This window comes from Mesorhizobium sp. M7A.F.Ce.TU.012.03.2.1 (genome assembly GCF_004006095.1).
Classification (GTDB): Bacteria; Pseudomonadota; Alphaproteobacteria; order Rhizobiales; family Rhizobiaceae; genus Mesorhizobium.
Map to the genome: position 1 here is coordinate 1,904,055 of NZ_CP034779.1, position 24,554 is coordinate 1,928,608.

Here is a 24,554-nt window from a genome sequence, read left to right on the forward strand (position 1 = left end):
TCGACATGGACATTCACGAATATCAGGCGAAGGAACTGCTCTCGCGCTATTCCGTCCACATTCCCCGCGGCGGTCTGGCCTATAGCCCGGAGCAGGCGACATACCGTGCCAGCGAGATCGGTGGCGGCAGATGGGTCGTCAAGGCGCAGATCCATTCCGGTGCCCGCGGCAAGGCGGGTGGTATCCGCATCTGTACGTCCGACCAGGAAGTGTGCGATGCCGCCGAGGCGATGCTGGGCAGAAAGCTGGTGACGCATCAGACCGGGCCGCGCGGCAAGCTGGTGTCGCGGCTCTATGTCGAAGAGACCGTCGACATCCGCCAGGAAATTTATCTCGCCTTTGTCCTCGATCGTAAGGCCGAGCGGGTGATGATCGTCGCCTCTGCGTCCGGCGGTATGGAGATCGAAGAGATCGCCGAAAAGCTGCCTGATTCAATCATTCGCGCGACCGTCGACCCTGGCGCGGGCATGCAGCAGTATCAGGCGCGCGAGATCGCCTTCGGCCTTGGTCTCGAGAACAACCTGATTGGCAAGGCGACCGAAACGCTGCTTGGCTGCTACCGCGTGTTTCGCGACTACGACGCCTCGATGCTCGAGATCAATCCACTGGTCGTCACGCGTGACGGTAATCTGATGGCGCTGGACGCCAAGATGTCGTTCGACGAGAACGCGCTGTTTCGTCGTCCCGAAATCTCCGAATTGCGCGACAAGTCGCAGGAGGATCCGCGCGAAACCTTCGCCAGCGACCGCGGCCTGTCCTATGTCGGACTCGACGGCAACATCGGCTGCATCATCAACGGCGCCGGGCTGGCTATGGCAACGATGGACATGATCAAGATTGCCGGCGGCGAACCAGCCAACTTCCTCGACATCGGTGGCGGCGCCTCGCCCGAGCGGGTTGCGAAATCGTTCCGCGCGGTTTTGGGCGACAAGAATGTCGAGACCATCCTCGTCAACATCTTCGCCGGCATCAACCGCTGTGACTGGGTGGCCGAAGGCGTCATCAAGGCGATCCGCGAGGTCGGCGTCAACGTTCCGCTCGTCGTGCGGCTGGCCGGCACCAATGTCGAAGAGGGCAAGCGCATCCTGGCCGATTCCGGTGAGGAGGTGATCGTCGCCGACACGCTGGCCGAGGCGGCCGAAAAGGCGGTTGCCGCGTGGCAAGCGGTCACAATGAAAAAAGCAGGCTGACGGGAGGAAAATATGGCAATTCTGCTCAATCGGAACACCCGCGTCCTCGTGCAGGGCTTTACCGGCAAGATCGGCAGTTTCCATGCCGAGGACATGAAACGCTACGGCACCAAGGTGGTCGGAGGCGTCACCCCGGGCAAGGGCGGACAGACCCATCTGGGCGTCCCGGTGTTCAACACCATGAAGGGCGCGGTGCGCGAAACCGGAGCCGATGCGAGCATCGTCTTCGTGCCGCCGCCCTTTGCCGCCGACTCGATCATGGAGGCGGCGGATGCCGGCATCAAGTTCTGCGTCTGCATCACCGACGGCATCCCATCGCAGGACATGATGCGGGTGAAGCGTTACATGCGGCGCTATCGCTACGAGGATCGCATGCGGCTGATCGGGCCGAACTGTGCGGGCATCATCACGCCCGGCCAGGCGCTGATGGGCATCATGCCGGGCTCGATTTACCTGCCCGGCCGGGTCGGCATCGTCGGACGTTCTGGCACGCTGGGCTACGAGGCGGCCTCGCAGATGAAAGCGCTCGGCATCGGCGTGTCGACCAGTGTTGGCATCGGCGGCGATCCGATCAACGGTTCGTCCTTCAAGGACATGCTGGAACTGTTCGAGCGGGACGAAGACACTGATGCGGTGGTGATGATCGGCGAAATCGGCGGACCGCAGGAAGCGGAAGCCGCCGAGTGGGCCAAGTGGAACATGAAGAAGCCGCTGATCGCCTACATTGCCGGTCTCTCCGCGCCGAAGGGCCGCCGCATGGGCCATGCCGGCGCGATCATCTCTGCCTTCGGCGAGTCGGCCCAGGAGAAGGTCGAGATCCTGCGCGACGCCGGCGTCACCATCGTGCCGACGCCGGCCGCATTCGGGCCGATGGTCGCCGGTGTGCTCGGCGAACAGAAGAAAGCGGCGTAAGCCCCGGCTTCCGCCCAATCAGGGTCAGCGCTGGCCGCTGACCCGCCTTCAATCAGCAGGGAATCTCATGAAGCCGGGCATAATTGTGACCCGGCGTTGGCCGGCCGTCGTCGAGCGGATCCTTGCGGAGCGGTTCGACACCACTTTGAACGGCGGCGACATCGGCGTTGACACCAACGCAGCTCAAGGCCGCGTTCCTGAATTTCGACGCCATCCTGCCGACTGTCAGCGACAAGCTTCCTGCCTCGGTCTTTCCCGATGAGGACGCGCGCGCCAGGCTGATTGCCAATTTCGGCGTTGGGTTCAGCCACATCGACCTGGAAGCCTCTCGGCAGCTTGGCATCGTTGTGACCAACACACCGGGCATACTGACCGACTGCACGGCCGATATCGCCATGACGCTGCTGCTTGCCGTTGCCCGGCGCACGGGTGAGGGCGAGCGGGTGTTGCGGGCGGGCGAATGGGCGGGATGGTGCCCGACCCACATGATTGGAACCAGGGTTTCGGGAAAGACGCTCGGCATCATCGGCATGGGCCGCATCGGCAAGGCAATGGCCAAACGCGCCTATTTCGGCTTCGACATGAAGATCGTCTTCTTCAACCGCTCACGGGTCGATGACGACGAGATCCGGGCAATGGGAGCAACCGAGTTGCCGACGATCGAGGGCGTTCTGGCGGAATCGGACTTCGTGCCAGGTTCTTCATGGGAGCGCCACGACGACAGAGGCGGTCCGTCGAGCGATACAGCATAGTCAAGAGAGCCTGAGGGCGCTGGCGAAGCGCTACGGGATCAACCAAAAGACTGTTGCCAAATGGCGGGAACGGACCTCGGTGGCAGATTTGCCGACCGGTCGTGGCGGACGAGAGTCATTGGCGGTTGCTCGCCCTCGGCTAAAAGTCGCCCAGTATATCGCATGACGCATAGCTGGAGTCACAGCCCGAGAGCCGAGCCAGTTGGGAACATCTGTCGGATTGATGAGATGTGGCGGGGGACCACGTTCCCTTTTTGAGCGAACAGATTTTGCGATTCCGCGGCCGTCGAACCTCGTTGCAACAGCCTTGCAGTCGGCGGACTTGGCGCGCACCTACCTGTCAGGTTTGTCGGATCCGAGACATGATCTAGTTCAGTGTTCCAGTGTGCTCTCATATAAGCCTTGAAACAGGCGGAAAATTCCTTTCAACGGGTTTGGCACGCGTTTTGATGCTCCCCAGTCGCAAAGCGGCAGTAGCTACGGATCGAGATTCAGTTGTGGGTGACAAGGTCATCTAGAATGTGGTCTCGTCTAATGGGAACATATCATGACCCGGCACAATCAAACAGAGAATCCGCCATCAGCGATGTATAATATTATAGGCGAGGATGTTCCTGAACATGTCTTATTCGATGGAGGCGCATTGGTGTCGTCCCTTTCAGAAAAGCCTCGCCTTATAAAAAGCATATATTACTATGACGACGCCGGTTCCAAGATGTTCGAGCGTCTCTGTTCTGAGGACAGTTACTACCTGTTCAGAACAGAAATGGATATAATTACACAGAACGCAAAGGCGGTTTCCGATTTAACTGGTTCGGTTTCTCTTATCGAATTGGGATCTGGAAACGCGGAAAAAACAACTCGTTTGGTCGGGGCTTATGTGGAGAGGTACGGGCCGACGTCTTACACTGCTATCGACATAAATCGCTCCATCTTAGAAAGAGCGGGGGAAAACATCGTTTCGTTAACATCGGATTTGAACTTCTTGGGGATCGTAGGGACCTACCAAACGGGACTCGCACGGACCAAAGAGCTGTCTGGCCGCAAGCTATTAATTTCATTGGGCAGCGCGATCGGGAACTTGTACGATGACGAACTATATTCTCTCCTTTTTTCGGCGCGGGCCGCCTTGTCTCCTGGGGATTATTTTCTGGTCGGGACAGATTTGAACAAAGAGACTGAGATCCTGGAAGCAGCCTACAATAATCAAATGGCCATCCTTGGCAATCTCTGCGTCTTACAACATCTGAATTGGCGATTCAGCGGTAACTTTGACATATTTCAGTTTCGACACGTGGCGTTTCACAATAAATCGCTCCAGCGCGTCGAAGCCCACCTGGAGGCGATGCAGGACCAATCAATCAATCTGCAAAAACTGAATTTTTGCTTTCAGCTAGAAAAAGGCGAGATGATCAGGACGGAAATCATGCGAAAAGTTGAGCTGCATACGTTTTATGACATGTTCATTGAGTATGGCTTCCACCCGGTGCAGCATTGGACCGATTCTCACAAGCGGTATGCGGTATGCCTCCTTCAACTGTCGGATGAGCCGAGGAAGTTCGACTCGGAAGCTCGCCTAGCGAGCTAGCCGTTCAGGAGTACGTGGATCGCCGCTCAAAGCTAGTGACGCTCCTCACCAGCAATGGCGACGAACGGTTCGCTAGTTCGACTCAGGATGGCCAGTACAGTCTCAGCGTGGAAGTTATCATAATGTTTGGAAATCGCGACTTTGGGATCGACATCATTCGTGCACGACCGGGTACATACGCTTGTGGCATGGGTCTTGGGATCATGCTTCTCGACGAGGTATACCCTGGCTTTCCTGGTGATGTACGGAACGCAAGTGCGTATCCATTCCCCATCCAATATGACGTAGTCGAAGGTATTGATATCGATCGACTTGTTTTTCAGGCAGATAAGTCCGCTTGCCTACAGCCCATACTGCAGGCCGCACGTCGGCTTGAACGTATGGGGTGCCGAGCCATCGCTGCTGAGTGCGGCAACTTCGCATTTTTCCAGAAAGAAGTGGCGGCCGAAGTATCGGTGCCTGTATTTATGTCGAGCCTTTTGCAGGTGCCTTTGGCGCAGCGGCTAATCGGAAGCACCAAGCGAGTTGGGATTGTTTGTGCCTTCGTTCGTCAACTGACGGAGCACCATCTCGTCAGTGTCGGTATCGATCCCGCGTCAAACCTTGCGTTCATGGGGGCATGCGAGGACTATTCGTGCTCGGAATTCGAGAATTTGTGGAGCGCAGGCCAGCGGCCGGCGATCCCGACCGCTGGTTTCGAACGCGCCGAAGCCGAGTTCGTTGGTGCCTGTAAGGACTATGTCTCTAAGAACCCCGACCTGGGCGCACTGGTTTTCAGTTGCACAGGTCTTCAGCCGTTCGCACGCTCTGTACAGCACGAAGTGAGGTTGCCTATTTTCTCTTGGAGTACCCTGCTCGACTACGCCTTTTCGGTCGTCGTTCATCGCGAGCACTACGGCCACGTTTGAACCACACCCGGTGCTGTGGCTGTGTGCCTCCGCGTTGATGAGACGGTGGGAGCCGCGATCGTGCGGTTGCTGCAGACAGTCGTCTTGTTATCCGACGATGGTCGGGAGTGGTGTGATCGACCAATCGATTAAGTCGACCGCACGCTGAAGTATCGCCTCGGTTTGAGCAAGTCCTTGTGAAGCGGCGATTACATGTGCAATCGTGTCTCGATAATCGCCTTTCCTGACAATCGCAGTCTTGGGCTCAACATACAATTTGACCTCGGCGACACCTGATAGGGCCGCCGCCCGACTGTGGCCGTCGATCCAATCGAGGATGCCATCGCGATCAGGAACCAGGAACCTGACGGCCGCAGTCTGCGACTGCTTTCTGCGCAGATTCCATTGGTCGCCTATGACAAGCTTGATGTGCTCGGTGACGAGATCGATACCGTAAGCCAGTTGGACCAACTGAGGATCCGGCACGCCAGCAAGACGCGGATTGACTTCAATAACGACCGGACCACGCTCCGTCCAACGGAGTTCAATGTTCGTTGGCCCCCAGCCAAGCCCGAGCGCTCGCAAACACCTCAGCGAAATGTCGGCGATGCGCTCATGCTCGTTGTCAGTCAGTAAGGCCGGAAAGGTGAACTCGCGATATACAAAATGCGGCGGCGGGCCGAAGTGAGCGGCGGTGCTTCCAATGACCTCATCTCCCATGATCTGAGCGGTATATTGGGGGCCAAGTGCGAACTCCTCGACGAGCATCCTCGGCGAGGACCGCCATACATGGTTGCCGCCCAACAAATAGGTCGCATGTTCAGCTAACTCATGGTCGTCACGGCACAATCGAACACCAATGCTGCAAGTGCCGACAGCCGGTTTAAGTATTACCGGGAGACCAATCTCTAGGGCAGCCCTTGCGACGTCCGTCGCATTCGCTGCCAAGCGATAGGCAGGCACAGGAATCCCAGCCTGCGCGAGAAGTTGACGTTGAGCGAACTTGTCGCAGCATTGTTCAATCGATGCGGGATGGGGTCCCGGAAAATCGAAATACCTGCAAAGCTTGCCAACTGTCGCATACAAGGACTCGTCGGCGCTCGTAATGCCGGCAATGTCATAAGTCGTACGTAGCCGGCGACATTCGCGGATCAGCGCCCCGAGATCTTCTGTATCGACGCGGATTGCCTCAAACCCTTCCGTCGCGAGATAATTGCACTGCGTTGACTCAGCCAATACAACAATTGGATGAAGGCCGAGACGCTGGGCCGCTTGGACGTAAAGCAGCCCGGTATCCATCGCATGGCCTTCAAACAGGATAAGCGCTCTTCTTGCCATCGGCTCTTGAAACCCCATGCTGCGTGCTGTGCGGCGGTCTGAGCGTAAATGGGCATCAGTTTTGGCCGCAATTAGCCCTCAGGCGTCGTGGCGAATGTACCATTGTCAGCGGTTTCCAACCGCAAACGTTCTGTAAAATAGTTTGAAGGTTTTGTAGCAAGATTAGAAGAAAGAGAGTGGCCCGATCGTGGACCGCAAGACCGGCGAGATCCGCGAGGCCGAGATCTTTCTCGGGGTGCTCGGCGCGTCGAGCTACACCTTTGCCGAGGCGACCTGGAGCCAGACCCTGCCGGACTGGATTGGCTCGCATGTGCGCATGTTCCGCTTCTTTGGCGGCGTCCCGCGCCTGATTGTTCCCGACAACCTGAAGTCCGGTGTGAACCGAGCAAGCTTTTACGATCCGGAGATCAACCGCAGCTTCGGCATGATGGCTTCCCACTACGGTGTCGGCGTTCTGCCGGCGCGACCGAAGCGACAAGTGGAGTCCGTTTGGCGCAGAGCTGCATTCTAGGCCGGCTGTGGAACCAGACCTTCTTTTCCCTGGACGAAGCCAATGCCGCTATCCGGGAGGCTGTCGAGCGGATCAACACCCACGTCATGCGCCGACTGGACCAGTGCCGTCGCGATCTGTTCGAGACGATGGAACGGCCAGCGCTCGCCGCACTACCAGCCGAGGAATACGAGTTCGCCGAGTGGCGGCTGGCGCGTGTCAACAGACTATCATGTCGAGTTCGACGCTATTTCTACTCCGTGCCGCACAACCTTATTCGAGAGCAGGTGGATCTCCGGGCAACGAGCCGAACGATCGAGGTCTTGTTCAAGGGCAAACGCGTCGCTGTCCATCAGCGGCGCTATGGCGGGGTGCGTTTTGGAACCGATCCGGACCACATGCCCAGTTCGCACCGCCGCTACGCGGAATGGTCGCCCGAGCGCTTCCGGCGCTGGGCTCATTCGATCGGTCCACAGACCGAGGCAATCGTCATCGCCATTCTTGCCAGCCGGCCGCATCCGGAACAGGGATTCAGAACATGCCTCGGCGTTATCGAGCTCTACCAGGCGATCAACACGGAGCAGGCCGAAGCCGTTTCGGCCCGTGCTCTCGAGATCGGCGGCCTGAACTGTAAAAGCATCAGCGCCCTCATCAAATTCCACAAAGCCTCCAGGCACACCGCCGAACCTGCCGCCGTCGGCGAGCACTGCAATGTTCGCCGCCCAGGCTACTTTCATTAAGGAGATAGTCAACAAATGCTGACCAATCCCACCATCGACATGCTGCGCGAACTCGGCCTTTCCGGCATGGCAAACGCGTTCCACGATAGCCTTGAGCCGCCTGCGTGAGCGACGGAGCGATATTATCGATATGCTGAAGCGACGATATAGAGTCCAGGAAGTCAGACTATTCTGGCCTTGAGCTGGACGGAGTCTTCTTGGAAGGTACCGGTACGATGGTGCTCGATCATATTGATCGGGTCGCCTATGCAGTAAGATCTGAGCGCACCGATCCAATCGCACTTGAAAGGTTCTGTACGAAGTTCAGCTTTGAGCCGATGGTGTTCTCGGCAAAGGACCCCAGCGGGTTTGACATCTATCATACGAACGTTCTGATGTGCGTCGCGACCGATTTTGCCATGATCGGGCTCGACATGATCACTGACTCAGTTAGGCGGCGCGAAATCGTCCACCGGCTCGAACGCAGCGGTCGCCGGATAATCGGGCTCACAGACGCACAGATTGAAAAGTTTGCAGGCAATGCGACCGAGCTCCTGGGCGGGAACGGGCGTCCCTTGGCACTGTCGACGACCGCACTCTTGGCTTTGACGACGGAACAGATCGACATCATCGGCGAGAGCGCGCGGCTGCTGCCGCTAAGCAATTCCTACGGTCGAGCTAGCAGGCGGTTCCGTTCGATGCACCATCGCGCCGGCGTGCACCTCACGCCTCGGGGCGATGCTCAGTAGAGCAGGGGGTTATGTTACCGCAACCGCCAGAGGTGAATCCCTAAGGGGGCCACGATGGCTCTCTCGAGTAGCCACCGCATCTTTCGTCTTGGAATAGACGATGTCGGCAGCCTCGCTTGCGTCAGTGCCCGTCGACATAGGTTCACGCAGCAGCCGGCGATCGGCGAGGCGGTCGAGCGCTTTATCGCTTCATGGCCATGCGAGCGGGCGAAATTCGGGGACATGGTCGAGGCCTCTTGGGCGGATTGGATATGGAAAGAGTATGCGCCATCGGCAAATAGAGAGGCTGTTTGAACGCCGCCCGTAGCGAAAGTCTCTCTATTGTGCGCCCCGGCCCGAAGGTCTCTCTGCGCGCACCGTTAAGAGTGCGGCGGCAACAGGTCTGCCGCCATCAGGACGATCTCCTCCTTCACCATCTTAACGACGATATAGGTGAAGTAGCGGTCGATGCCGATCTCGCGGTCAAGCAAGACATCAACCAGCCGCTGATAGGCGTCGATGTCGCGTGCCATCACCTTCAGCACATAGTCGACGCCGCCGCCCACCGACCAGCAGGCGACGATCTCGGATATGTCGCGGATGGCCCGCTCGAAGCGGTCGAAATCGGCTTGGCGGTGGCTCGCCAGGGTCACCTCCATCAGCACGGTGGCAACGGGGGCGATCAAACGCATGGCGATCCTGGCGTGATAGCCCGAAACGATGCCGGCCTTTTCCAGCTTGCGTAGCCGCATCCAGCAAGGGGTCGGCGACAGACCGACCTTGTCGGCCAGCGCCAGCTTGGTGATGCGCCCGTCGCGCTGAACGGCGTCCAGGATCTTAAGGTCGATCGCGTCGAGTTTCGCAGCAGTCATCATCATCCACTTTTCTTGCTACCGAGTTCGCTTCGTGAGACCAGCCTAGTTTCAGCAAGTTTGTACTTTGAGAGGAGCGATCCAAGTGCAGCTTGTCGGGTTGATTGATAGAGAATGCTTGATCGAAGGTGCACGTACGATCGGCCGGGACAGTGAGATCGGACGCTTTTGGCGAGTCCCTCACGCCGCCGGCTGCACCGCGGCCCTGAGCAGCATGCCGAACAGGTCGCGCGGTTCGTCGGGGTCAGCAAGTAGGTCGAGCTCCTCATAGAGGCCGGTGGCCTGGAGCTGGTCGCGGACATAACGCAGCGCGGAAAAATCCTCGGTGGCGAAGCCGACGGAATCGAACAACGTGATCTGCTCCGGTGCCTTGCGGCCCTCGGCCTGGCCGGTCATCACCTGCCACAATTCGGTCACCGGATGGTCGGCGTCGAGCTGCTGGATCTCGCCCTCGATGCGCGTCTGCGGCGGGAACTCGACGAAGATGTCGGAGCGCAACAGGATGTCTCGGTGCAGCTCGGTTTTGCCGGGGCAGTCGCCGCCGACGGCGTTGATGTGGACGCACGAGCCGACCATGTTGTCGGTCAGGATCGTGGCATATTGCTTGTCGGCGGTCACGGTGGTGATAATATTGACGCCTTCCACCGCATCCTGCCCGGTCGAGCAGATGGTGATGTCAAAACCTTTGCCGGCGAGGTTCTTCGCGCATTTCTCCGAGGCCGAGCGATCGATATCGTAAAGCCGCAGCCGATCGACGCCGAGCAGCGCCTTGAAGGCGATGGCCTGGAATTCGGACTGGGCGCCATTGCCGATAATGGCCATGGAGCGTGAACCCTTGGGCGCCAGGTATTTGGCGGCGATAGCGGAGGTGGCCGCGGTGCGCAGCGCCGTCAGGATGGTCATTTCGGTGAGCAGCATCGGATAGCCGGAGCCGACATCGGCGAGCACGCCGAAGGCGGTGACGGTCTGGCGGCCCTCGCGCATGTTCTTCGGATGGCCGTTGACGTATTTGAAGCCGTAGAGGCGGCCGTCGCTGGTCGGCATCAGCTCGATGACGCCGTCATGGCTGTGCGAGGCGATGCGCGGCGTCTTGTCGAACAGTTCCCAGCGACGGAAATCCTCCTCGATATAGGTGGCGAGTTCGGTCAGGAACCGCTCGACGCCGATGGTCAGCACCAGCTTCATCATGCGGTCGACGCTGACGAAGGGAACGATGGCAAGGCGGGAAGGTTGGGTCATGCAATGCTTCCGGAATGGCTGCGGGTGGGGCGGTCCATTATGCGCCGGCCCATCGGGCTGGCGGCGAGGTCGACCATGGGTCGCGGTGCGGCTGCGTTCGTCGAGGAACGGTCGATCAGGTCGAGACTGGAGACCAGGCCACTGTCGGACAGCATCTGCGGCCTCCGGGCGAGTTTCCGGAACGTGAATCACTTTGCATGCACCATTTCCCCGATTGATGACCTTGCCATTGGCAATGGTGTGGGAGCAGCCGCGGCGAACGTTCCGTGCCCGTTTCGTCGGCGTTCTACGGCTTCCGAGCGAGCCTCGCGTGGAGCCAGTCGATAATTCTCGCGATATGCCTTTGAAAAGTGCGAGGCCGAGATGAATCCACACGCCATTGCGATCTCGACGATTGGCAGTTGCGAGTTCAAGATAAGCAAATGAGCTCGCTCAAGTCTCATCTCAAGATAGTATTTCGCTGGCGAACGTCCTATTTGTTTCGAAAAGATGCGTTCAACCTGGCGCCGAGACAAACGGCTGGACGCAGCTATCTCTTCGAGCGCTAACGGCTCGTCGAGGGTCCTCTCCATCTGCTCGATCATCTTCAGCAGGCCGTCATGGTGGATGGCCGCGCCGGCATGCAGCGGTAATCTCTGACGATCTCCAGGTTGGCGGAGCCTCATAGCAGCGGCCTTCTCGCACACCCGGCTGGCTATAAAGGAATCATAGTCTTCTATGACAAACTGCACGAACATGTCGAAAGCAGCATCCCCACCCGAGCAGGAGTACGTATCTCCGTCGATCTCATAGGCAGATTGAACCGCAACGACGTTTGGAAATTGTTCGACGAATGAAGGGAACTGTTCCCAGTGCACCGCACATCTTCGGCCATCCGCCAGACCGGTCTGGGCTATGCTGAAGACCCCGCTGCCGATTCCAACCAGACCTAGTTTCCTAGCTCGGCTTTCCCGCAGCCAGCCATGCACGGCTCTATTTACGGGAAGGGGATAGCTACCCCCGCAAACAACGGCGGCTGAGGAGAACGAGCCCCTTTGCCCAAGAACGCCGCGTTCTTCTTTGAGTGACGTATCGACGGAGATCGTAACTCCACAACTCGATCTTACAGGGTGTCCGTCGTCAGATACGATTCGCCAAGCGTAACTTTCTGATTCAAGCACTTCGTTGGCGAGCCTTAAGGCCTCAACTGCGGAAGAGAAAGCCTGTAGGGAGAACCCGGGCACCAGATAGAGACTGAACAGACGCCTTGTTGCCTTCATATTCAGCATCTTTGCGCCTCCCGGGCAGTGTCTGCTTTTAATCAGTACACTTTTGAATAAGCGGAACAGCGCTCTTTGACGGCGCGATCACCCAGATGCGCGATTTCGGCACGCTTGTGCGCCGTATAAATCGAGGTAAAGCCGGCGGGAAACCAACGCGTTACAACATCGTTTTGCTCAAAACGCTGCAAAGCCTCTTCCAGGGATTGTGGCAGCCGCCTGTAGCCGCGGCCAGACAGCTGGGTCTCAGACAGCACGGACAAGTCCTCCTGAGTAACCTGAGGTGCGGGGAGCCTGTCTTCGATGCCCTGGGCACCTGCATGGAGAATCGATGCCAAGGCCAGATGTGGCGAGGCGGCGGCATCCGCCGCACGGTATTCAATGTTATATTGCCTGGCGACCTTCTCGGGATCTGCGGAGGTCGTGGGACAGATTCGGACTGAAGCCTCGCGATCGCGGAAGCCAAGGTTGTTATATGCCGCACTCCAGCGGTTTGGCGTCAATCGCAGATACGAAATGTCAGAAGGCGCGGTCAGCGCAACAATGGAGTCGAGATATTTGAGTACGCCGGCTATGAATGACGCCGTAATCTTGGACATGCCGAACGGGTCGTTCTCGTCGTACGTAGCCGGGGAGCCATTCTCATCCAGGAAGCTCATATGGATGTGAACGCCGTTGCCGACGCTGGCGGGGTCCAATATCGGTGCGAACGTCACATGCTCACCGCAGCGTTGCGCCGCCATGCGCGTCAGCTCCCGAAGAATTACCGCTTGGTCGGCAGAGTGATGACCTTGAGCAGGGCCATTGGTAACCTCGTACTGATTTGGCCCAAATTCCTTCATGAAGGTATCGGGCGTCAGCCCGGCCAGAGCGAGAGCCGACATTAAAGCCTCACCGAACTGTCGCCGGCGAGTAAACCCACGCAGACTATAGGCGTCGGGAAGGACCTCGCTTGTGTCGAGCATCTGGAATTCATGCTCGAAAGCGCTCACGAGCTGGATACCGCCGCAAGATCGGAGCCGCTCAAGTGCCGCTTTGAGAAGCGAGCGAGTACAATAATCCCATGGGCGGCCGTCGAGGTCGGTTATATCCCCCAACATGAAACGCTCAACCAGGCCGCCGTCTGTGAAGTCGACCTCAACGCGCGCCTTAGGATCAGGGATCAGAAGCAAATCGCCGAGTGAGCCAAAGGGGCTTGGAGCGATCGCATCGAAACAGGTAATCATCACATTCGTCGGCGTCCAGCCGATTCCACGCTTCATGCGCTTATCCAGTTCCGAAACTGGAAACGCTTTACCACGTGTTCTCCCAGCGATATCGGACGTAGCTGCGAAGATGAGCGGGTTCGAAATCATTGTTGTCCTTCAAAACGTTGGGCTCAGCAGGAATGCGATCGTGAGGCTCACATCGAGACTATCCATAACTTTCGCCAGTGCTCCGCGGCCTTATGCAACTTCACCACTGCAATCGCCTGTCTCGAAACGACCATGTCGTCTTCAGCGCAGAAAACCCGAATGAAATTTTTTTGTCAATCACAAACACTGAGTTGACATTGAAAATGAAATCTCGTCCTCTTTTACGGCGAACGGTGGGAGCGGGCGGCGGGGGATTCCTCGGAGAGTTGTCCCCAGGGTCATTAAAAATTTCAATGCCTGGTAGCTCAGGCGTCACCAAGCCCATCGCTCTCTCGAAGGACAAATAGTGGCATGAAGCAGGGTTACGATACGCTACGATTGCTGGGGCAGGGCGATCCGGCCCCGTTTGCGGTCATGAACCCCCGTGGTTCAAGTTCTGTGCTCCTGGTGTGTGAACATGCGGGTCAGGCGATCCCGGCTGCGCTCGGAAATCTGGGCGTTTCTCTCGAGGTGCTCGACGATCATGTGGGCTGGGATATCGGGGCAGCCGAAGTGGCGCTGCTTTTAGCGCGACGGCTAGATGCTGTTGCTGTCTTTCAGCCGTATAGCCGCCTAGTCATAGATTGCAACAGGCCGCCGGAGGCGTTCGATGCTATTCCTGCAGTAAGCGATGGGATCAGAATACCCGGTAATCAGGAAGTCGACATCGCCGATCGCCAAGCTCGCGTGGCCGAGATCTTCGAGCCTTTTCACGCAGAGATCAGTCGACGTCTGGATGAGGGTCGACACACAGTGGCGATATCGGTTCACAGTTTCACCCCTCGCATGAACAAGGTGTGGCGCCCGTGGGATATCGGTTTCCTGTTCCGTCTTGACACGGACACGTCAGCGCGCCTGAGAGACTCGATTGTACGCAGGTACCCGCATTTAAGCGTGGGGATGAATGAGCCCTATCAGGTCAACGACTCGACGGACTGGTTTGTGCCGCGGCATTGCGAGACACGTGGCTTGAACAACAGCCTGATTGAGATCCGAAATGATCATCTCCGGACGGCTGAAGGTCAGAAGCGCTGGGCCGATATCGTCGCATCATCTATCGAGGACTATTTGAATGGGAACTGAAATGAGACTTACTCGCAATGTGCCCTTGGTGCCGGAGCAATCGGCCTTGCTTTTTATCGACGTCCAAAATTTCAGTGCTCACCGTGACGGAGCCGAATTTTCCGGGCTTCCGAAAACCGATTTTGCAGCAAAGTACGGCTGGTTTTTCAGCGAGCTTGAGGCTCGGGTCATTCCCAACATGCAGGCTTTGCAAACCGCCTTCAGGAAGTCGCGTATTGAAGTAATGTACACAACGATCGAGAGCTTGACCGCCGATGGTCGAGACCGATCTCTCGACTACAAGATAACCGGGTTCCATGTCCCGAAGGGCTCGTGGGATGGAAAGGTAATCGAGCAGATAGCTGTGCAGGGTGATGAGATAGTTCTGCCCAAGACGTCATCTTCCGTCTTCATTTCCACAAATATCGATTACATACTGCGCAATCTCGGCGTTAAACAGCTCGTACTCGCGGGGTTGGTAACCGACCAGTGTGTAGAGGGCGCGATCAGGGACGCCTGTGACCTGGGCTATCTCGTCACACAGGTTACAGATGCATGCCTGACTTATACCCAGGAACGGCAGGATAGCTCGCTACGGGCGATCAAGGGCTATTGTCGTCAGATCACGACGCAAGAGCTCATTGCCGAAATACAAGGTGTGGAACACGCTCCCGGGGCGCTAACGCCCAGTGCTGGTTAGCAGCATCTCATTGTCGTGGCGGAGGGCTTGAGCTTGCTAGCAGAGTCTCACTCCCGCATACTAAAACAGCAGTGCTTAAGGGTTTGCGGGGTGGCCGGCTTTGGAGAGATCATGACCGATAGCGCAGTTCCCGGCGAAACCGTAAGGGAGCAGATAAGGAAAGCAGCAGGCTCTTTGACCGCCACGGAACGGCGCCTGTCTGCGCTAATTCTGTCAAATTATCCGTTTGCCGGGCTTGAGCCAATCCAGGTCATTGCCACCTCATCAAACGTCTCTGCCCCCTCTATCTCGCGCTTCGTGAGTAAACTCGGCTATCAGGGCCTGCAGGAGTTCCAACAACAACTTATCAAGGAGCTGAGACAAGGGCAGAAGTCTCCACTTGATTTGAGGCCAACCAAAAGTGGTATAACTGACGAATTTTTTGATAACTTCATCCAAAAATCTACCGAGTTGCTAAAGGCATCCGCCGGAGCGATCACGGCCGCCCAGTTTGAAAGGGTGGGCTCGCTTCTTTCTGATCCAAAATCGGACATATTCACATTGGGAGGTCGCATCAGCGATCTCGTCGCGCAGTATTTATCTAGGCATTTGAAACAGATCCGAGCCGGTGTTCACCAAGTATCGTCTGAGGACGACTGGTGGCCTGAGTATATACTGCGCATGCGGCAGAAGGACGTGTTAGTCCTTGTCGATTTTCGAAGGTACCAACGGTCTCTTGAAGAGTTCGCCGAAAGAGCTTCAAAGAACTGTGGGCTGAAGATCATCCTGATAACGGATCGATGGATGTCACCGATCTCGAAATATGCATCAGAAGTCATTGCGCTGCACATTGAGAACGAGACTGCATTTGACAGCAATGTTGCCGCGTTCGCGTTGATCGAGGCGCTGATAACCCGGGTCGCAGAGGCGAATTGGTCCCAGGCAAGCCAGCGGATAAAGAAATGGGACTCGTTGAGGACTTCAGTCTCGCATCAGAGAGAACCAGCGCGGGAGTCATAGCTAAGCGAAAGGGTCTTCGGGCCGGCTATTGGAGTTTTGGACGAGCAGCCCCGTTGCTCTGATTTTTGTGCACGCGGGCCTCGTTAAGTGCCACATTGCTCTCGTGACGGATTTGTTCGAGTTCCTCAATACGGCGGCGTGTCCGCTCACCCGTGGCTGCAAAGATCTGAGCGACGAGGGCTTCGATCTGCGCCACTGCCGGTGCCATCGTGTCGTAAGGCGACCTGACTTCGATCGGGCAGGAGAGGGTAACTTCTGCGAAATCGGAGATCGGCGACACCCATGGATCGGTAAACAGAAGAATGCGGACGTGGCGGGCGGCTGCTTGTTCGGCGAATGTGACTACGTCGCGTTGGTAGCGGCGGTAGTCAAAGACGATCAGAACGTCTCTCTTTCCTAAATCGACCAACAGATCCAGCTGCTGGGCGGACAGGGTCTCGATGTAGGCGACGTTGGCTCGAAACTGCGATAAGTAGCTCGCCAACATTCCGGCGACGTGCCGACTGTAGCGTCCTCCGAGCAGGACGACCTTCCCTTTGGAATCCATGACAAGTCGGGCTGCGCACTCGTATGTAGCCAGCGGGGTGGTCGTCAACGCCTTGTCGAGGCTCCCCGCAACCGAGTGCATGTAGGCTATAGCTGCGCCTTGTTCACTGTCTGTGCTCAACTCTGGGCGCTTTGCTCCCATCATAAGCAGTGGGGAATGCAATCGCGCTTCGATGTCGGCAAGCAGCCGCTGCTGAAAGTCGGGGAAACCATCAAAGCCGAGCTTTATGGCCAGACGAACCACAGTGGGATCGCTGACCCCGGCACGCTTCGCCAGGCTTGTTGCTGTGCCTATGCCGGCCATCGGATAATCCGTGAGTAGCACCTGAACGATGCGCTCCTCCGACGGGGTCAGCGAAAAATCCCCTTGAAGCAGCATATCTCGAAACTGCATCAATCAGTTCCCCTCATTCTCATGAAGAGGAAATTACAAATCATCTTGAAGTGCGTCAACATGTCAAATTCTTAATCGATCGGTGATCCAGATCGAGAAAGAATCGCTACAGCTTTTGAATTAAGGACCGGCGAATAGCGAACACCCCTACGAGGGCGATTCGACCGAAGACTCTGGTCGAATGACTCCAGCTCGATCTGCGGATGGACCTTTGCGAAGCTGGCTATGGATGCCGACTACGGCAGGAGTTCCGCGGGGTGCGATTCTCGTGAGAGGCCGACAAGGGCAAGGGCGCCACTGGGGCCTGCAAGCAACGTTGCTTTGCGAGGCCCCATGCTCGGAGGCGGCGACCTGCCTATCTGCGCTCGATCAGACGTTGAGCATCTCGCGAGGATTTACCCTGACGCGCTCCCCCTTGGGATCAAAGAATCGGTAGCTGGCGGTGACTTTCACCTTCTTGGGGCCGCCGTTCGATTGAACCTCCAACTCCGTACCAGGCTGGGCGAATTCGCTATTGACCCATGCTCGCCCAATATTGCGTTCGAGCAGTGGGCTAATCCAGCCGATCGTCGTTTCACCTACGTTCTTTTTGGAGCCACAGCTCAGTTTCGAACCTCCCGCTATCTGAGGCTCCGTTAGATCGGCCTCTATTCCTACGAGTTTGGTGCGCAGCCCTGCCTGCTTGCGGCGCAACATCTCATCTCTGCCGTGGAAGAAGCCTTTTTTGAAAGCTACGGACCACCCAAGACCATACTCAAGAGGCGAACCACCCGCATAAAAGTCCGCGCCGAACAGAAAGCCTTTATCAACCGCGATCGGAAAGGCGGCCATCAGACCGGCCGGGCCACCGCCGTACTTCGCGCAATAGGCAGTGAATTTTTCCCACATGCCGTGAGCATACTCAGGCCCGAAATGGACCTCGTAACCCAGTTCACCGGAAAACCCCACCCGTGCAATCGTGGTTGGAACACCCTCGAAATCAACCTGTATCAAGCGGTTGTGCTGCAGATCTGCAACGTCCACGGCCTGTTGAAGCACATGGATTGACTTTGGACCCTGCACGGAAAGGAACGTATTAGACAATTCCGTAACCCAGACTTTTCGACCGTCCGCCTTTTCCATAATCCACTTGCGCGATGCGTCTCGAGTAATTCCACCGTGTATTATAAAACGATCTTCACTAACCCAAAAGACGATCACGTCGTCGATCAGAATAGCCTTGTCATCAAGGATACTTGAGTAAAGAGTCCCGCCGGGGCTGATATTTCCCAAGTCGTTTACGATAATTTCCTGTATGAATTGGAATGCTTCCGGTCCGCCTACCCCGAAACAGCTCTGGAAGTCATACTCAGCGAAGCCGACACTGTTGCGGATCATCATATATTCTTCGTCAGTTGAAGTTATGTGGGATGCGACCTTCCAGCCCCCAAAGTCTATCATGGGGACCCCAAGCTTCTCGTATATCGAATGATATGCAGTTCTTTTTTCCATTTTATCCTCCAAGCTTGACAATTGACCATCTTTGTCGGCCGACAGGCGGCACTGGCGCCGTTTCCAGAACGGGACCCCACCTTGATCTCCGGTGTTTCGTACGCTGGCAGCATGTCCTCGATCGGGTGCCCATTCCGCGTGCAACGAACGTGCTGTCTCCCAAGCATGAGTTGCTGAAAATTATTTGTCAATAACGGGTCCATCTGGCGTGATGGAAAATTTCTTTCGGCTTGGCTTTGGGTAAACCAAGGTCTCAGTTTCCCGATATATCAGCTGCCGGTTTGCTTGTCGGACGATCCGGAAGGTTCAACGTTGGGAGAGAAAGTCGAGCGTCGCGGACTGAAATAATTTCTTCAAGGACCGAAGTTGGCCGTAGACAAGAAGAAAATTCCACATTAATTTCGCTGCTCAGTCAGCCTAAAGCGGACTGCTCGCCAATTCGGGAGGACGATCCTTTGCGCAGAGGGCGTGGTCGGAGGAAGTTGATTCGCGAGCCGGTGATAATCGTCGTCCTGGACCTCCACTGCCACGCCGTACCGGAAGGTGGCCGCATCGATAAGATAGCCCGTCGGGCTTTTGTAACAGGGAGCATCAAATGAGCGAAAAATTGAGCTGTGACGTACTCGTTGCGGGAGCGGGAATTGCGGGTGCGGGGGCAGCCTACTATCTGTCGGGCAAGAACCTGAACGTTATCCAAGTCGAGTCCGACCATCCGGCTTCCGGACCGACAGGCTCGTCGTCCGCCGTATGCCATGCGTTCTATGGTGATCGGGAGTTATCTTTGCTCGCAAAACGCGGGATCGAGATCCTAAAGGACCTCCCCGGCGCTTTTCATCAGTCTGGCTGCCTGTGGGTTTGCGGCCCTCAGCACGAACCCGTAAATCGCGAGATTGTTAAGCGGATTCGAGACGATGAAGGAAGCCGAATCGAGGGGCTGACCGGAGAGCAGGCTCAAGCAATTCTCCCCCATTTCAATATGGAGGGGATCACTTTTGCCGCATGGGAAGACGAATCGGGACACTGCGACCCTTACGGCGCAACTAACGAATTGGTCAATCGAGCTCGCGCGAATGGCGTTAAATTCATGGGCGGCCGCTCGGTAACCGAAATTCAAGTAACAAATGGAAACACGACTGGAGTGACGTTAAGTGATGGAACCGTCATCTCTACCGGTCGCGTCATTCTTGCGACTGGTGTCTGGTCAAAAGCGCTCGTGGCTAAGCTTGGTGTTGACCTGCCGACGTTTATCGAACGCCACTTCATGGCAGTTATGGATGCGCCCGGTGTCGCAAGAAAGCTACTTCCGCACTGCTGGGTCGATGAAACCACGAACTGCTATGCTCGGCCGGAAGGCGAAAATACAATTTTGGTCGGGACTTGGGGTGGCGGCGGCACCGGTGTGGAGAACGATGAGCTTAAAGAAGCACACTGTCGCATGAACTATCGCCTCGATGTCGCGGGCCAATTAGACCGAACGATCACGCAAGAGGAATCGGTCTGGGCAATTGAACATATTGTGTCCCGTTCTCCCGAGATTGCCGAATTGGGCATCCGTCCCGGCTATGCCTGTCAGTACGATATGAGCCCTGACCACCTTCCCATCGTCGACGAGATTCCCGGTGCGAAAGGAACTTTCGTGATCACCGGCTCGAGCGGGCATGGCTTCAAGCTGGGGCCAGCCATGGGCGAAGTCGTCGCAAAATGGGCTTTGGGTGAACGGCAGGAACTACTCAGGAAGTTCTCGCTGCATCGCTTCTCGTAACCTCCTCAACGCATCTGCATCCATGACGGGTTATTTGCTCGTCATGGATGCCAGCGCGGGCTTTTCATCTTCGAGAAGACGCGCGTTATCCAGTGATGCGCTCGCCTGGAGTCGGATCTCCTCCAATTCCTCGATACGTTCGCGCGTCCGCTTCTCCATCGAAGCAAGAATCTGAGCGATAACGGCCTCAATCTGCGCCACGGAAGAGGCCATCGTATCGTAGGGCGAATCAACCTCGATTGGGCAGGTCAGCGTTAGTTCCGAAAACTCGGAAATGGGCGACAACCAGGGGTCCGTAAACAAAAGAATGCGAACGCGGCGGGCCGCGGCCAATTGCGCGAACGCAACAACGTCCAGCTGATATCGGCGATAGTCGAATAGGATCAAGAGATCGCGCTTTCCCAAGTCGACCAACACGTCCGTCTTTTGGGCTGATAGGGCGTCGATATGCATGATATCTGGTCGAAATTGTAACAGATAGGCTGCCAGCATGCCTGCGATAAAACGGCTGTAGCGTCCGCCGAGCAGTACGACCTTGCCCTTTGTATCCATTATCAGGCGTGCGGCGCGTTGATATGACGCCAGCGGGGTTGATGTCAGCGCTTTGTTGAGGTTGCTGGCCACTGAATGCATGTAGGCGATAGCAGCTCCTTGTTCCCCATCCGTGCCCATGTCAGGCCGTTTGGCTTCCATCATAAGCAAGGGCGAATGCAATCTTGCCTCAACATCTCTAAGTAGTCGCCGTTGGAGGGCAGGGAACCCTTCGAAACCGAGCTTCATGGCAAGGCGAACAACGGTAGGATCACTGACACCGGCGCGCTTTGCGAGGCTCGTGGCAGTGCCTAGCCCGGCTGCGGGATAGTCCGTGAGGAGCACCTGAACGATCCGCTCCTCTGATGGTGTCAACGAAATGGCCCCGTGCAGGAGCATGTCTCTAACGTTCATCGAGTCCTCCAACTGACATCTCTGAAGAGAATATTACAAAAGTTCTCCTTGTGAAAATATGTTAGCGGACTGTGCGAATAATGCGCCACCAAAGTGGGCGCCCGAGTACTCTTGGTTTCAGGCCACCAAAGGGCACTCCATGGTGTCCGCCGATGGCGGCCAACATCGACCGCTGAGGCGTTGAGCAGCGTTGCACCGTTGGCCAGCCCCACCACGAAGCCGAGTTGCCTCCGGTTCTGCGCGGTGAGTCACCCATGCGCGGTCGGGTGGAGGATCTTGGTCGTCAGATCAACGGTTGGGCTAATGTGAACACCCTCAGCGCCCAGGAAGGGCGGGGCCGAGATAAGCCACTACCCAACTCCAGCGAGAGAACCGACCAAGGCGGCGTGACCCAGACCAAGCCAGCGAACTCGGAAATGTTCAGATGCAGCAGGATCTGGTGTGAAGACAGGTTTCTTAGTTTCCGTCGCGCAAAAGAGCCTCATGCCGTTGCAGAAAGTTGTCCAGATAAATCTGACCATCGCGTGAGTCCTCACCTTCCGCTTGGGCGAACGCGAAAAGCGCGATTTCGTGGTCAAGGAGTAACTGGATATAGGGTCGGTCTTCAACCGGCGACTCTGCAAGCAGAGTCTCAAAGTCACGAACAAATGGCTCCAATAGCCTCTTGAGCTTTACCGCAAATTCAGTCCATCCGAGCTCGGCGTACTCTACAGTTTCATCGCGTCCCTTCTCGGCAAGCGATGCTTTGCTGCTCGGCTGAAGTTTGTACCGCGTAACAACCGGCAATAGCGCCTCTGCGACGAGCCGCTCAATGGCGGCCAAATTGCGCAACTTTACCCGAGATTGATCGCTGTGAGCTTTCTGGGCAAGAACGCTAAAAAATTCTTCCCCCAAGATTTCCCCCTCATATGCGCTGAGCACGCGATTTTCATAAGTCGGAACAGAAGACCGCATCTGAATACCTTTGTTGTTCATGAATGATGAGGGCGTGGCAGAACCAGCCGATTGCTGAAGGCTCCTTCCGAAATGCAAAATTGTGGGCGGGAGGAGGGACCCAACCGGCATCATGCTCAAAGCCCGTTAGAGGGTAACCTCGGGCTGGAGGCGTGTCAATATCTCTTCAAAGGTAAGCTTCGGCGTGAGAAAAGTGGACGGTTCGCCAATGCCTGGAAGAGGATGGGCCTGTTGCTCAGCTCGGCTAGGTTGAGTTCGCGGAACATCGAAGCCACGACGCGGTCATAGCAATCAAAATCATTAGGTCGGCAAAGCCGGCTGTAGCGCCCTCTGCACAATTTTTCATATGACAGATTGATGTAATGATATTGACATCAAGGTTGACCTGTCCAATAGTCGCAGCTCCGCAGAGGAGCAGACGGAATGGTCAATTCCCGCATCAAGGCTGTGACGATGGATTCGCTGGCTTTGGCCGTGATCCTGGTAGCGGTAGGGATCTTGGCCGGTCTTTTGTTTGGCGCGAATGGAACCCGCATCGCGACATCGATGTCAATCGTGGTTACCGCCTGCGTTGGTTTACAGGTTTTTTCCGGCAACACAGGTATAGTTTCATTCGGTCCTGCGGCTTTCATGGGGGTAGGTGCCTACACAGCAGGCATTCTCACGATGAGTCCTGCTATTCAACGGACAGCACTTCCTCACCTCCCGGCCTGGACGGCGGGCTATAGTCTTTCAGTCTGGTCGTCGTTGGTGGCGGCCGCCGTCGCCGGACTGATTTTAGCGGGGGTGAGCGGCCTCGTTATCCGGCGTTTGTCGGGTTCCGCCGCGTCCATCGCCACTCTGGCACTGCAGATCATTGTCTACACGGTCCTGGTAGCGACAAAGGATATTACGCGCGGAAGCCAAACATTTTATGGGGTGCCCCGCAATACCACGCTTGTGGTTGCTCTATTGGTGGCAGCGTTGTCGATCGCTGTTGCTCGAACATTTAGGGATACAAGGACTGGCCGCGCCGTCAGGGCGACGCGAGAAGATGAAGTAGCCGCCGCGGCAGTGGGTGTGGACGTTCGCCAGGCGCGGCTTAAGGCATGGCTGTTGAGCGGAACGATCCTGTCGATCGCCGGGGCGTTATTGGCTCAGTTTTTAGGTGCCTTCGGCCCCAAGGATTTCTACTTCGAGTCGTGTTTTCTGCTGATTTCGATGCTAATCGTCGGAGGGCTCGGTTCTGTTTCGGGTGCTCTGGTGGGCGTGATAATAATCACCGCAGTGACGGAGCTTCTGAGGGGCCTAGAGGGTGGCGGCAATATCCTAGGGTTCTCGGTGCCGGCCTTGTACGGACTGCCCCTCGTTGGCGCCTCGCTGGCCATGATCCTGGTTCTCTTTTTCAGGCCGACTGGCCTCGTTGGTGGCAAGGAACTCGAGCTTGCAAACGCATGGGATCCTTTCAAGGGGCGCGGTGGCAAGCTGCCCACAGGATCGCTGGATTTTCAGGCACCAAAGGGTGCGCACGCCCTGGAGGCAAATCAACTGTCTCGTCATTTCGGCGGTGTGCGGGCCGTCGACGGGGTGTCCTTCAAAGCGGAAGCGGGGCTTATCACCGGATTGATCGGTCCGAATGGCGCCGGGAAGAGCACTTTGATCAATCTGTTGACTGGCCAGCTACGACCCAGTGCAGGTCATGTGGCTCTTGGCTCGGACCTGATCGAAAATAGGCAGCCTCATCTAATTGCCCGCGCAGGTCTGGCGCGAACGTTCCAAAACCTTCGTGTGTTTGCTGACATGACCGTTCGGGAGAACGTTCTAGTTGCCGCTGAGGCATGTGCCGCCGACACGGCTCTAGCTGTGTGGCGCACCAATGACGCCCTGGCGCGCTTCGGCCTGGAAACATTGGGAGACCGGCTTGCCGGCAGTCTTCCGTACGGACAAAGGCGTCTCGTAGAAATCGCCCGCGCGCTTGCGACGGGTCCTCGGTTCCTCCTTCTCGATGAGCCTGCGGCGGGGATGAATCCGGCGGAGACCAAAGAACTGATGGGCAGGTTGGCCGCACTGCGTAAGGACACAGGCGTAGGCATTCTCGTTGTTGAGCACGACCTGCACCTCATCATGTCGCTGAGTGACACCGTCGTCGTTATCGACAGGGGCAAGCGCATCGCCGTGGGCACGGCCGACGCCGTCAGAACCGACCCTGCCGTGATCTCGGCCTATCTTGGAAGCAAAAGGATGGGCGAGAAAAAAGCTCAGGTCGAACCAGGCTCGGCGGCGCAGGTCATTGGGGCCAGCGCGTCCTAGAGATCGTATCTCTGACTTGCTCGGCATGGTGGATATCGAATGGG

The 24,554-nt window shown here is 56.9% G+C and carries 20 protein-coding genes and 4 pseudogenes; 14 read left to right on the plus strand and 10 right to left on the minus strand.

All coding sequences use genetic code 11. The annotated features are described in order from the left end of the window. Positions 1 to 5 precede the first annotated feature (5 nt). The 6 genes and pseudogenes from EJ079_RS09215 to EJ079_RS09240 all read left to right on the plus strand — a co-directional run bounded on the left by EJ079_RS09215 (position 6) and on the right by EJ079_RS09240 (position 5,350). Positions 6 to 1,190 (plus strand): malate--CoA ligase subunit beta, encoded by a 1,185-nt coding sequence (locus EJ079_RS09215; protein WP_127808844.1) that lies wholly within the window; start codon positions 6 to 8, stop codon positions 1,188 to 1,190. A gap of 12 nt (positions 1,191 to 1,202) precedes the next feature. Further along, on the plus strand, positions 1,203 to 2,102 hold the full coding sequence (sucD, locus tag EJ079_RS09220; RefSeq protein WP_127808845.1) for a succinate--CoA ligase subunit alpha: 900 nt from the start codon (positions 1,203 to 1,205) through the stop codon (positions 2,100 to 2,102). A 67-nt stretch (positions 2,103 to 2,169) separates the two neighbouring features. Beyond that, positions 2,170 to 2,794, plus strand: a pseudogene (locus tag EJ079_RS09225) (NAD(P)-dependent oxidoreductase); the annotation flags it as partial. A gap of 49 nt (positions 2,795 to 2,843) precedes the next feature. Beyond that, positions 2,844 to 2,954 (plus strand): annotated as a pseudogene (locus EJ079_RS09230) (IS481 family transposase); the annotation flags it as partial. A gap of 447 nt (positions 2,955 to 3,401) precedes the next feature. Next, positions 3,402 to 4,442 carry an L-histidine N(alpha)-methyltransferase gene (locus tag EJ079_RS09235; RefSeq protein ID WP_127808846.1) on the plus strand — a complete coding sequence of 347 codons (1,041 nt, stop codon included), beginning with the start codon at positions 3,402 to 3,404 and terminating at the stop codon, positions 4,440 to 4,442. Between the two features lie 122 nt (positions 4,443 to 4,564). Continuing rightward, positions 4,565 to 5,350, plus strand: a complete 786-nt coding sequence (locus EJ079_RS09240; RefSeq protein ID WP_127808847.1) for an aspartate/glutamate racemase family protein — start codon at positions 4,565 to 4,567, stop codon at positions 5,348 to 5,350. A gap of 87 nt (positions 5,351 to 5,437) precedes the next feature. Here the strand turns inward: EJ079_RS09240 and EJ079_RS09245 are convergent, their stop codons facing one another. Beyond that, positions 5,438 to 6,667 carry an acetyl-CoA carboxylase biotin carboxylase subunit family protein gene (locus tag EJ079_RS09245; RefSeq protein ID WP_127808848.1) on the minus strand — a complete coding sequence of 410 codons (1,230 nt, stop codon included), beginning with the start codon at positions 6,665 to 6,667 and terminating at the stop codon, positions 5,438 to 5,440. Positions 6,668 to 6,854: 187 nt separating this feature from the next. On the opposite strand from EJ079_RS09245, the gene EJ079_RS33725 reads away from it, so the two are divergent. The 3 genes and pseudogenes from EJ079_RS33725 to EJ079_RS09255 form a co-directional block, all read left to right on the plus strand. Continuing rightward, the gene (locus EJ079_RS33725; protein ID WP_245481840.1) at positions 6,855 to 7,178 is read left to right on the plus strand and encodes a hypothetical protein; all 324 of its coding nucleotides are present in this window, start codon (positions 6,855 to 6,857) and stop codon (positions 7,176 to 7,178) included. After that, the gene (locus EJ079_RS09250; protein WP_245481841.1) at positions 7,157 to 7,897 is read left to right on the plus strand and encodes a hypothetical protein; all 741 of its coding nucleotides are present in this window, start codon (positions 7,157 to 7,159) and stop codon (positions 7,895 to 7,897) included. The genes EJ079_RS33725 and EJ079_RS09250 overlap by 22 nt, the downstream gene beginning before the upstream one ends. 88 nt (positions 7,898 to 7,985) lie before the next feature. After that, positions 7,986 to 8,625, plus strand: a pseudogene (locus EJ079_RS09255) (arginine deiminase-related protein); the annotation flags it as partial. A gap of 359 nt (positions 8,626 to 8,984) precedes the next feature. Here EJ079_RS09255 and EJ079_RS09260 read toward each other — a convergent pair. The 5 genes and pseudogenes from EJ079_RS09260 to EJ079_RS09280 all read right to left on the minus strand — a co-directional run bounded on the left by EJ079_RS09260 (position 8,985) and on the right by EJ079_RS09280 (position 13,329). After that, positions 8,985 to 9,476, minus strand: coding sequence for an Lrp/AsnC family transcriptional regulator (locus EJ079_RS09260; RefSeq protein ID WP_127811307.1), 492 nt, complete (start codon positions 9,474 to 9,476; stop codon positions 8,985 to 8,987). Between the two features lie 180 nt (positions 9,477 to 9,656). Next, complete coding sequence (locus EJ079_RS09265; RefSeq protein ID WP_127808849.1) at positions 9,657 to 10,715, minus strand: ornithine cyclodeaminase; 1,059 nt, start codon at positions 10,713 to 10,715, stop codon at positions 9,657 to 9,659. Then, a pseudogene (locus tag EJ079_RS09270) lies at positions 10,712 to 10,873 on the minus strand (arginase); the annotation flags it as partial. The gene EJ079_RS09265 and the pseudogene EJ079_RS09270, both read right to left, overlap by 4 nt. 30 nt (positions 10,874 to 10,903) lie before the next feature. Further along, on the minus strand, positions 10,904 to 11,983 hold the full coding sequence (locus tag EJ079_RS09275) for a GlxA family transcriptional regulator (protein ID WP_245481842.1): 1,080 nt from the start codon (positions 11,981 to 11,983) through the stop codon (positions 10,904 to 10,906). Positions 11,984 to 12,015: 32 nt separating this feature from the next. Beyond that, entirely contained in the window at positions 12,016 to 13,329 is a 1,314-nt protein-coding gene (locus EJ079_RS09280; RefSeq protein ID WP_127808850.1) for a glutamine synthetase family protein, read from the minus strand. Between the two features lie 351 nt (positions 13,330 to 13,680). Between EJ079_RS09280 and EJ079_RS09285 the strand changes: the two genes are divergently transcribed. The 3 genes from EJ079_RS09285 (at position 13,681) to EJ079_RS09295 (ending at position 16,129) form a co-directional block, all read left to right on the plus strand. Further along, complete coding sequence (locus EJ079_RS09285; RefSeq protein WP_127808851.1) at positions 13,681 to 14,451, plus strand: N-formylglutamate amidohydrolase; 771 nt, start codon at positions 13,681 to 13,683, stop codon at positions 14,449 to 14,451. Next, complete coding sequence (locus EJ079_RS09290; protein ID WP_245481843.1) at positions 14,441 to 15,130, plus strand: isochorismatase family cysteine hydrolase; 690 nt, start codon at positions 14,441 to 14,443, stop codon at positions 15,128 to 15,130. The genes EJ079_RS09285 and EJ079_RS09290 overlap by 11 nt, the downstream gene beginning before the upstream one ends. Before the next feature lie 111 nt (positions 15,131 to 15,241). Continuing rightward, a complete protein-coding gene (locus EJ079_RS09295; RefSeq protein WP_127808852.1) occupies positions 15,242 to 16,129 on the plus strand; it encodes a MurR/RpiR family transcriptional regulator in 888 nt (295 codons plus the stop codon). Positions 16,130 to 16,154: 25 nt separating this feature from the next. On the opposite strand, the gene EJ079_RS09300 is transcribed toward EJ079_RS09295, so the two are convergent. Beyond that, positions 16,155 to 17,069: a MurR/RpiR family transcriptional regulator gene (locus EJ079_RS09300; protein WP_127808853.1), complete on the minus strand. Its 915-nt coding sequence runs from the start codon at positions 17,067 to 17,069 to the stop codon at positions 16,155 to 16,157. A 369-nt stretch (positions 17,070 to 17,438) separates the two neighbouring features. Further along, the gene (locus tag EJ079_RS09305; protein WP_127808854.1) at positions 17,439 to 18,560 is read right to left on the minus strand and encodes an aminomethyltransferase family protein; all 1,122 of its coding nucleotides are present in this window, start codon (positions 18,558 to 18,560) and stop codon (positions 17,439 to 17,441) included. 595 nt (positions 18,561 to 19,155) lie between these two features. On the opposite strand from EJ079_RS09305, the gene EJ079_RS09310 reads away from it, so the two are divergent. Next, entirely contained in the window at positions 19,156 to 20,322 is a 1,167-nt protein-coding gene (locus EJ079_RS09310; protein ID WP_127808855.1) for an FAD-binding oxidoreductase, read from the plus strand. A 30-nt stretch (positions 20,323 to 20,352) separates the two neighbouring features. Here EJ079_RS09310 and EJ079_RS09315 read toward each other — a convergent pair whose 3' ends face one another. After that, a complete protein-coding gene (locus tag EJ079_RS09315; RefSeq protein ID WP_127808856.1) occupies positions 20,353 to 21,267 on the minus strand; it encodes a MurR/RpiR family transcriptional regulator in 915 nt (304 codons plus the stop codon). A 456-nt stretch (positions 21,268 to 21,723) separates the two neighbouring features. Further along, positions 21,724 to 22,242: a hypothetical protein gene (locus tag EJ079_RS09320; protein WP_127808857.1), complete on the minus strand. Its 519-nt coding sequence runs from the start codon at positions 22,240 to 22,242 to the stop codon at positions 21,724 to 21,726. 402 nt (positions 22,243 to 22,644) lie between these two features. Between EJ079_RS09320 and EJ079_RS09325 the strand changes: the two genes are divergently transcribed. Continuing rightward, positions 22,645 to 24,510, plus strand: coding sequence for a branched-chain amino acid ABC transporter ATP-binding protein/permease (locus EJ079_RS09325; protein WP_127808858.1), 1,866 nt, complete (start codon positions 22,645 to 22,647; stop codon positions 24,508 to 24,510). Positions 24,511 to 24,554 lie beyond the last annotated feature (44 nt).

What these genes read in the sequence shown, in the direction of transcription:
- EJ079_RS09215 (WP_127808844.1), top strand. Translation starts at nt 6, where the DNA reads ATGGACATTCACGAATATCAGGCGAAGGAACTGCTCTCGCGCTATTCC.
- sucD (WP_127808845.1), top strand. Translation starts at nt 1,203, where the DNA reads ATGGCAATTCTGCTCAATCGGAACACCCGCGTCCTCGTGCAGGGCTTT.
- EJ079_RS09235 (WP_127808846.1), top strand. Translation starts at nt 3,402, where the DNA reads ATGACCCGGCACAATCAAACAGAGAATCCGCCATCAGCGATGTATAAT.
- EJ079_RS09240 (WP_127808847.1), top strand. Translation starts at nt 4,565, where the DNA reads ATGTTTGGAAATCGCGACTTTGGGATCGACATCATTCGTGCACGACCG.
- EJ079_RS09245 (WP_127808848.1), bottom strand. Translation starts at nt 6,667, where the DNA reads ATGGCAAGAAGAGCGCTTATCCTGTTTGAAGGCCATGCGATGGATACC.
- EJ079_RS09260 (WP_127811307.1), bottom strand. Translation starts at nt 9,476, where the DNA reads ATGACTGCTGCGAAACTCGACGCGATCGACCTTAAGATCCTGGACGCC.
- EJ079_RS09265 (WP_127808849.1), bottom strand. Translation starts at nt 10,715, where the DNA reads ATGACCCAACCTTCCCGCCTTGCCATCGTTCCCTTCGTCAGCGTCGAC.
- EJ079_RS09275 (WP_245481842.1), bottom strand. Translation starts at nt 11,983, where the DNA reads ATGCTGAATATGAAGGCAACAAGGCGTCTGTTCAGTCTCTATCTGGTG.
- EJ079_RS09280 (WP_127808850.1), bottom strand. Translation starts at nt 13,329, where the DNA reads ATGATTTCGAACCCGCTCATCTTCGCAGCTACGTCCGATATCGCTGGG.
- EJ079_RS09285 (WP_127808851.1), top strand. Translation starts at nt 13,681, where the DNA reads ATGAAGCAGGGTTACGATACGCTACGATTGCTGGGGCAGGGCGATCCG.
- EJ079_RS09290 (WP_245481843.1), top strand. Translation starts at nt 14,441, where the DNA reads ATGGGAACTGAAATGAGACTTACTCGCAATGTGCCCTTGGTGCCGGAG.
- EJ079_RS09295 (WP_127808852.1), top strand. Translation starts at nt 15,242, where the DNA reads ATGACCGATAGCGCAGTTCCCGGCGAAACCGTAAGGGAGCAGATAAGG.
- EJ079_RS09300 (WP_127808853.1), bottom strand. Translation starts at nt 17,069, where the DNA reads ATGCAGTTTCGAGATATGCTGCTTCAAGGGGATTTTTCGCTGACCCCG.
- EJ079_RS09305 (WP_127808854.1), bottom strand. Translation starts at nt 18,560, where the DNA reads ATGGAAAAAAGAACTGCATATCATTCGATATACGAGAAGCTTGGGGTC.
- EJ079_RS09310 (WP_127808855.1), top strand. Translation starts at nt 19,156, where the DNA reads ATGAGCGAAAAATTGAGCTGTGACGTACTCGTTGCGGGAGCGGGAATT.
- EJ079_RS09315 (WP_127808856.1), bottom strand. Translation starts at nt 21,267, where the DNA reads ATGAACGTTAGAGACATGCTCCTGCACGGGGCCATTTCGTTGACACCA.
- EJ079_RS09320 (WP_127808857.1), bottom strand. Translation starts at nt 22,242, where the DNA reads ATGAACAACAAAGGTATTCAGATGCGGTCTTCTGTTCCGACTTATGAA.
- EJ079_RS09325 (WP_127808858.1), top strand. Translation starts at nt 22,645, where the DNA reads ATGGTCAATTCCCGCATCAAGGCTGTGACGATGGATTCGCTGGCTTTG.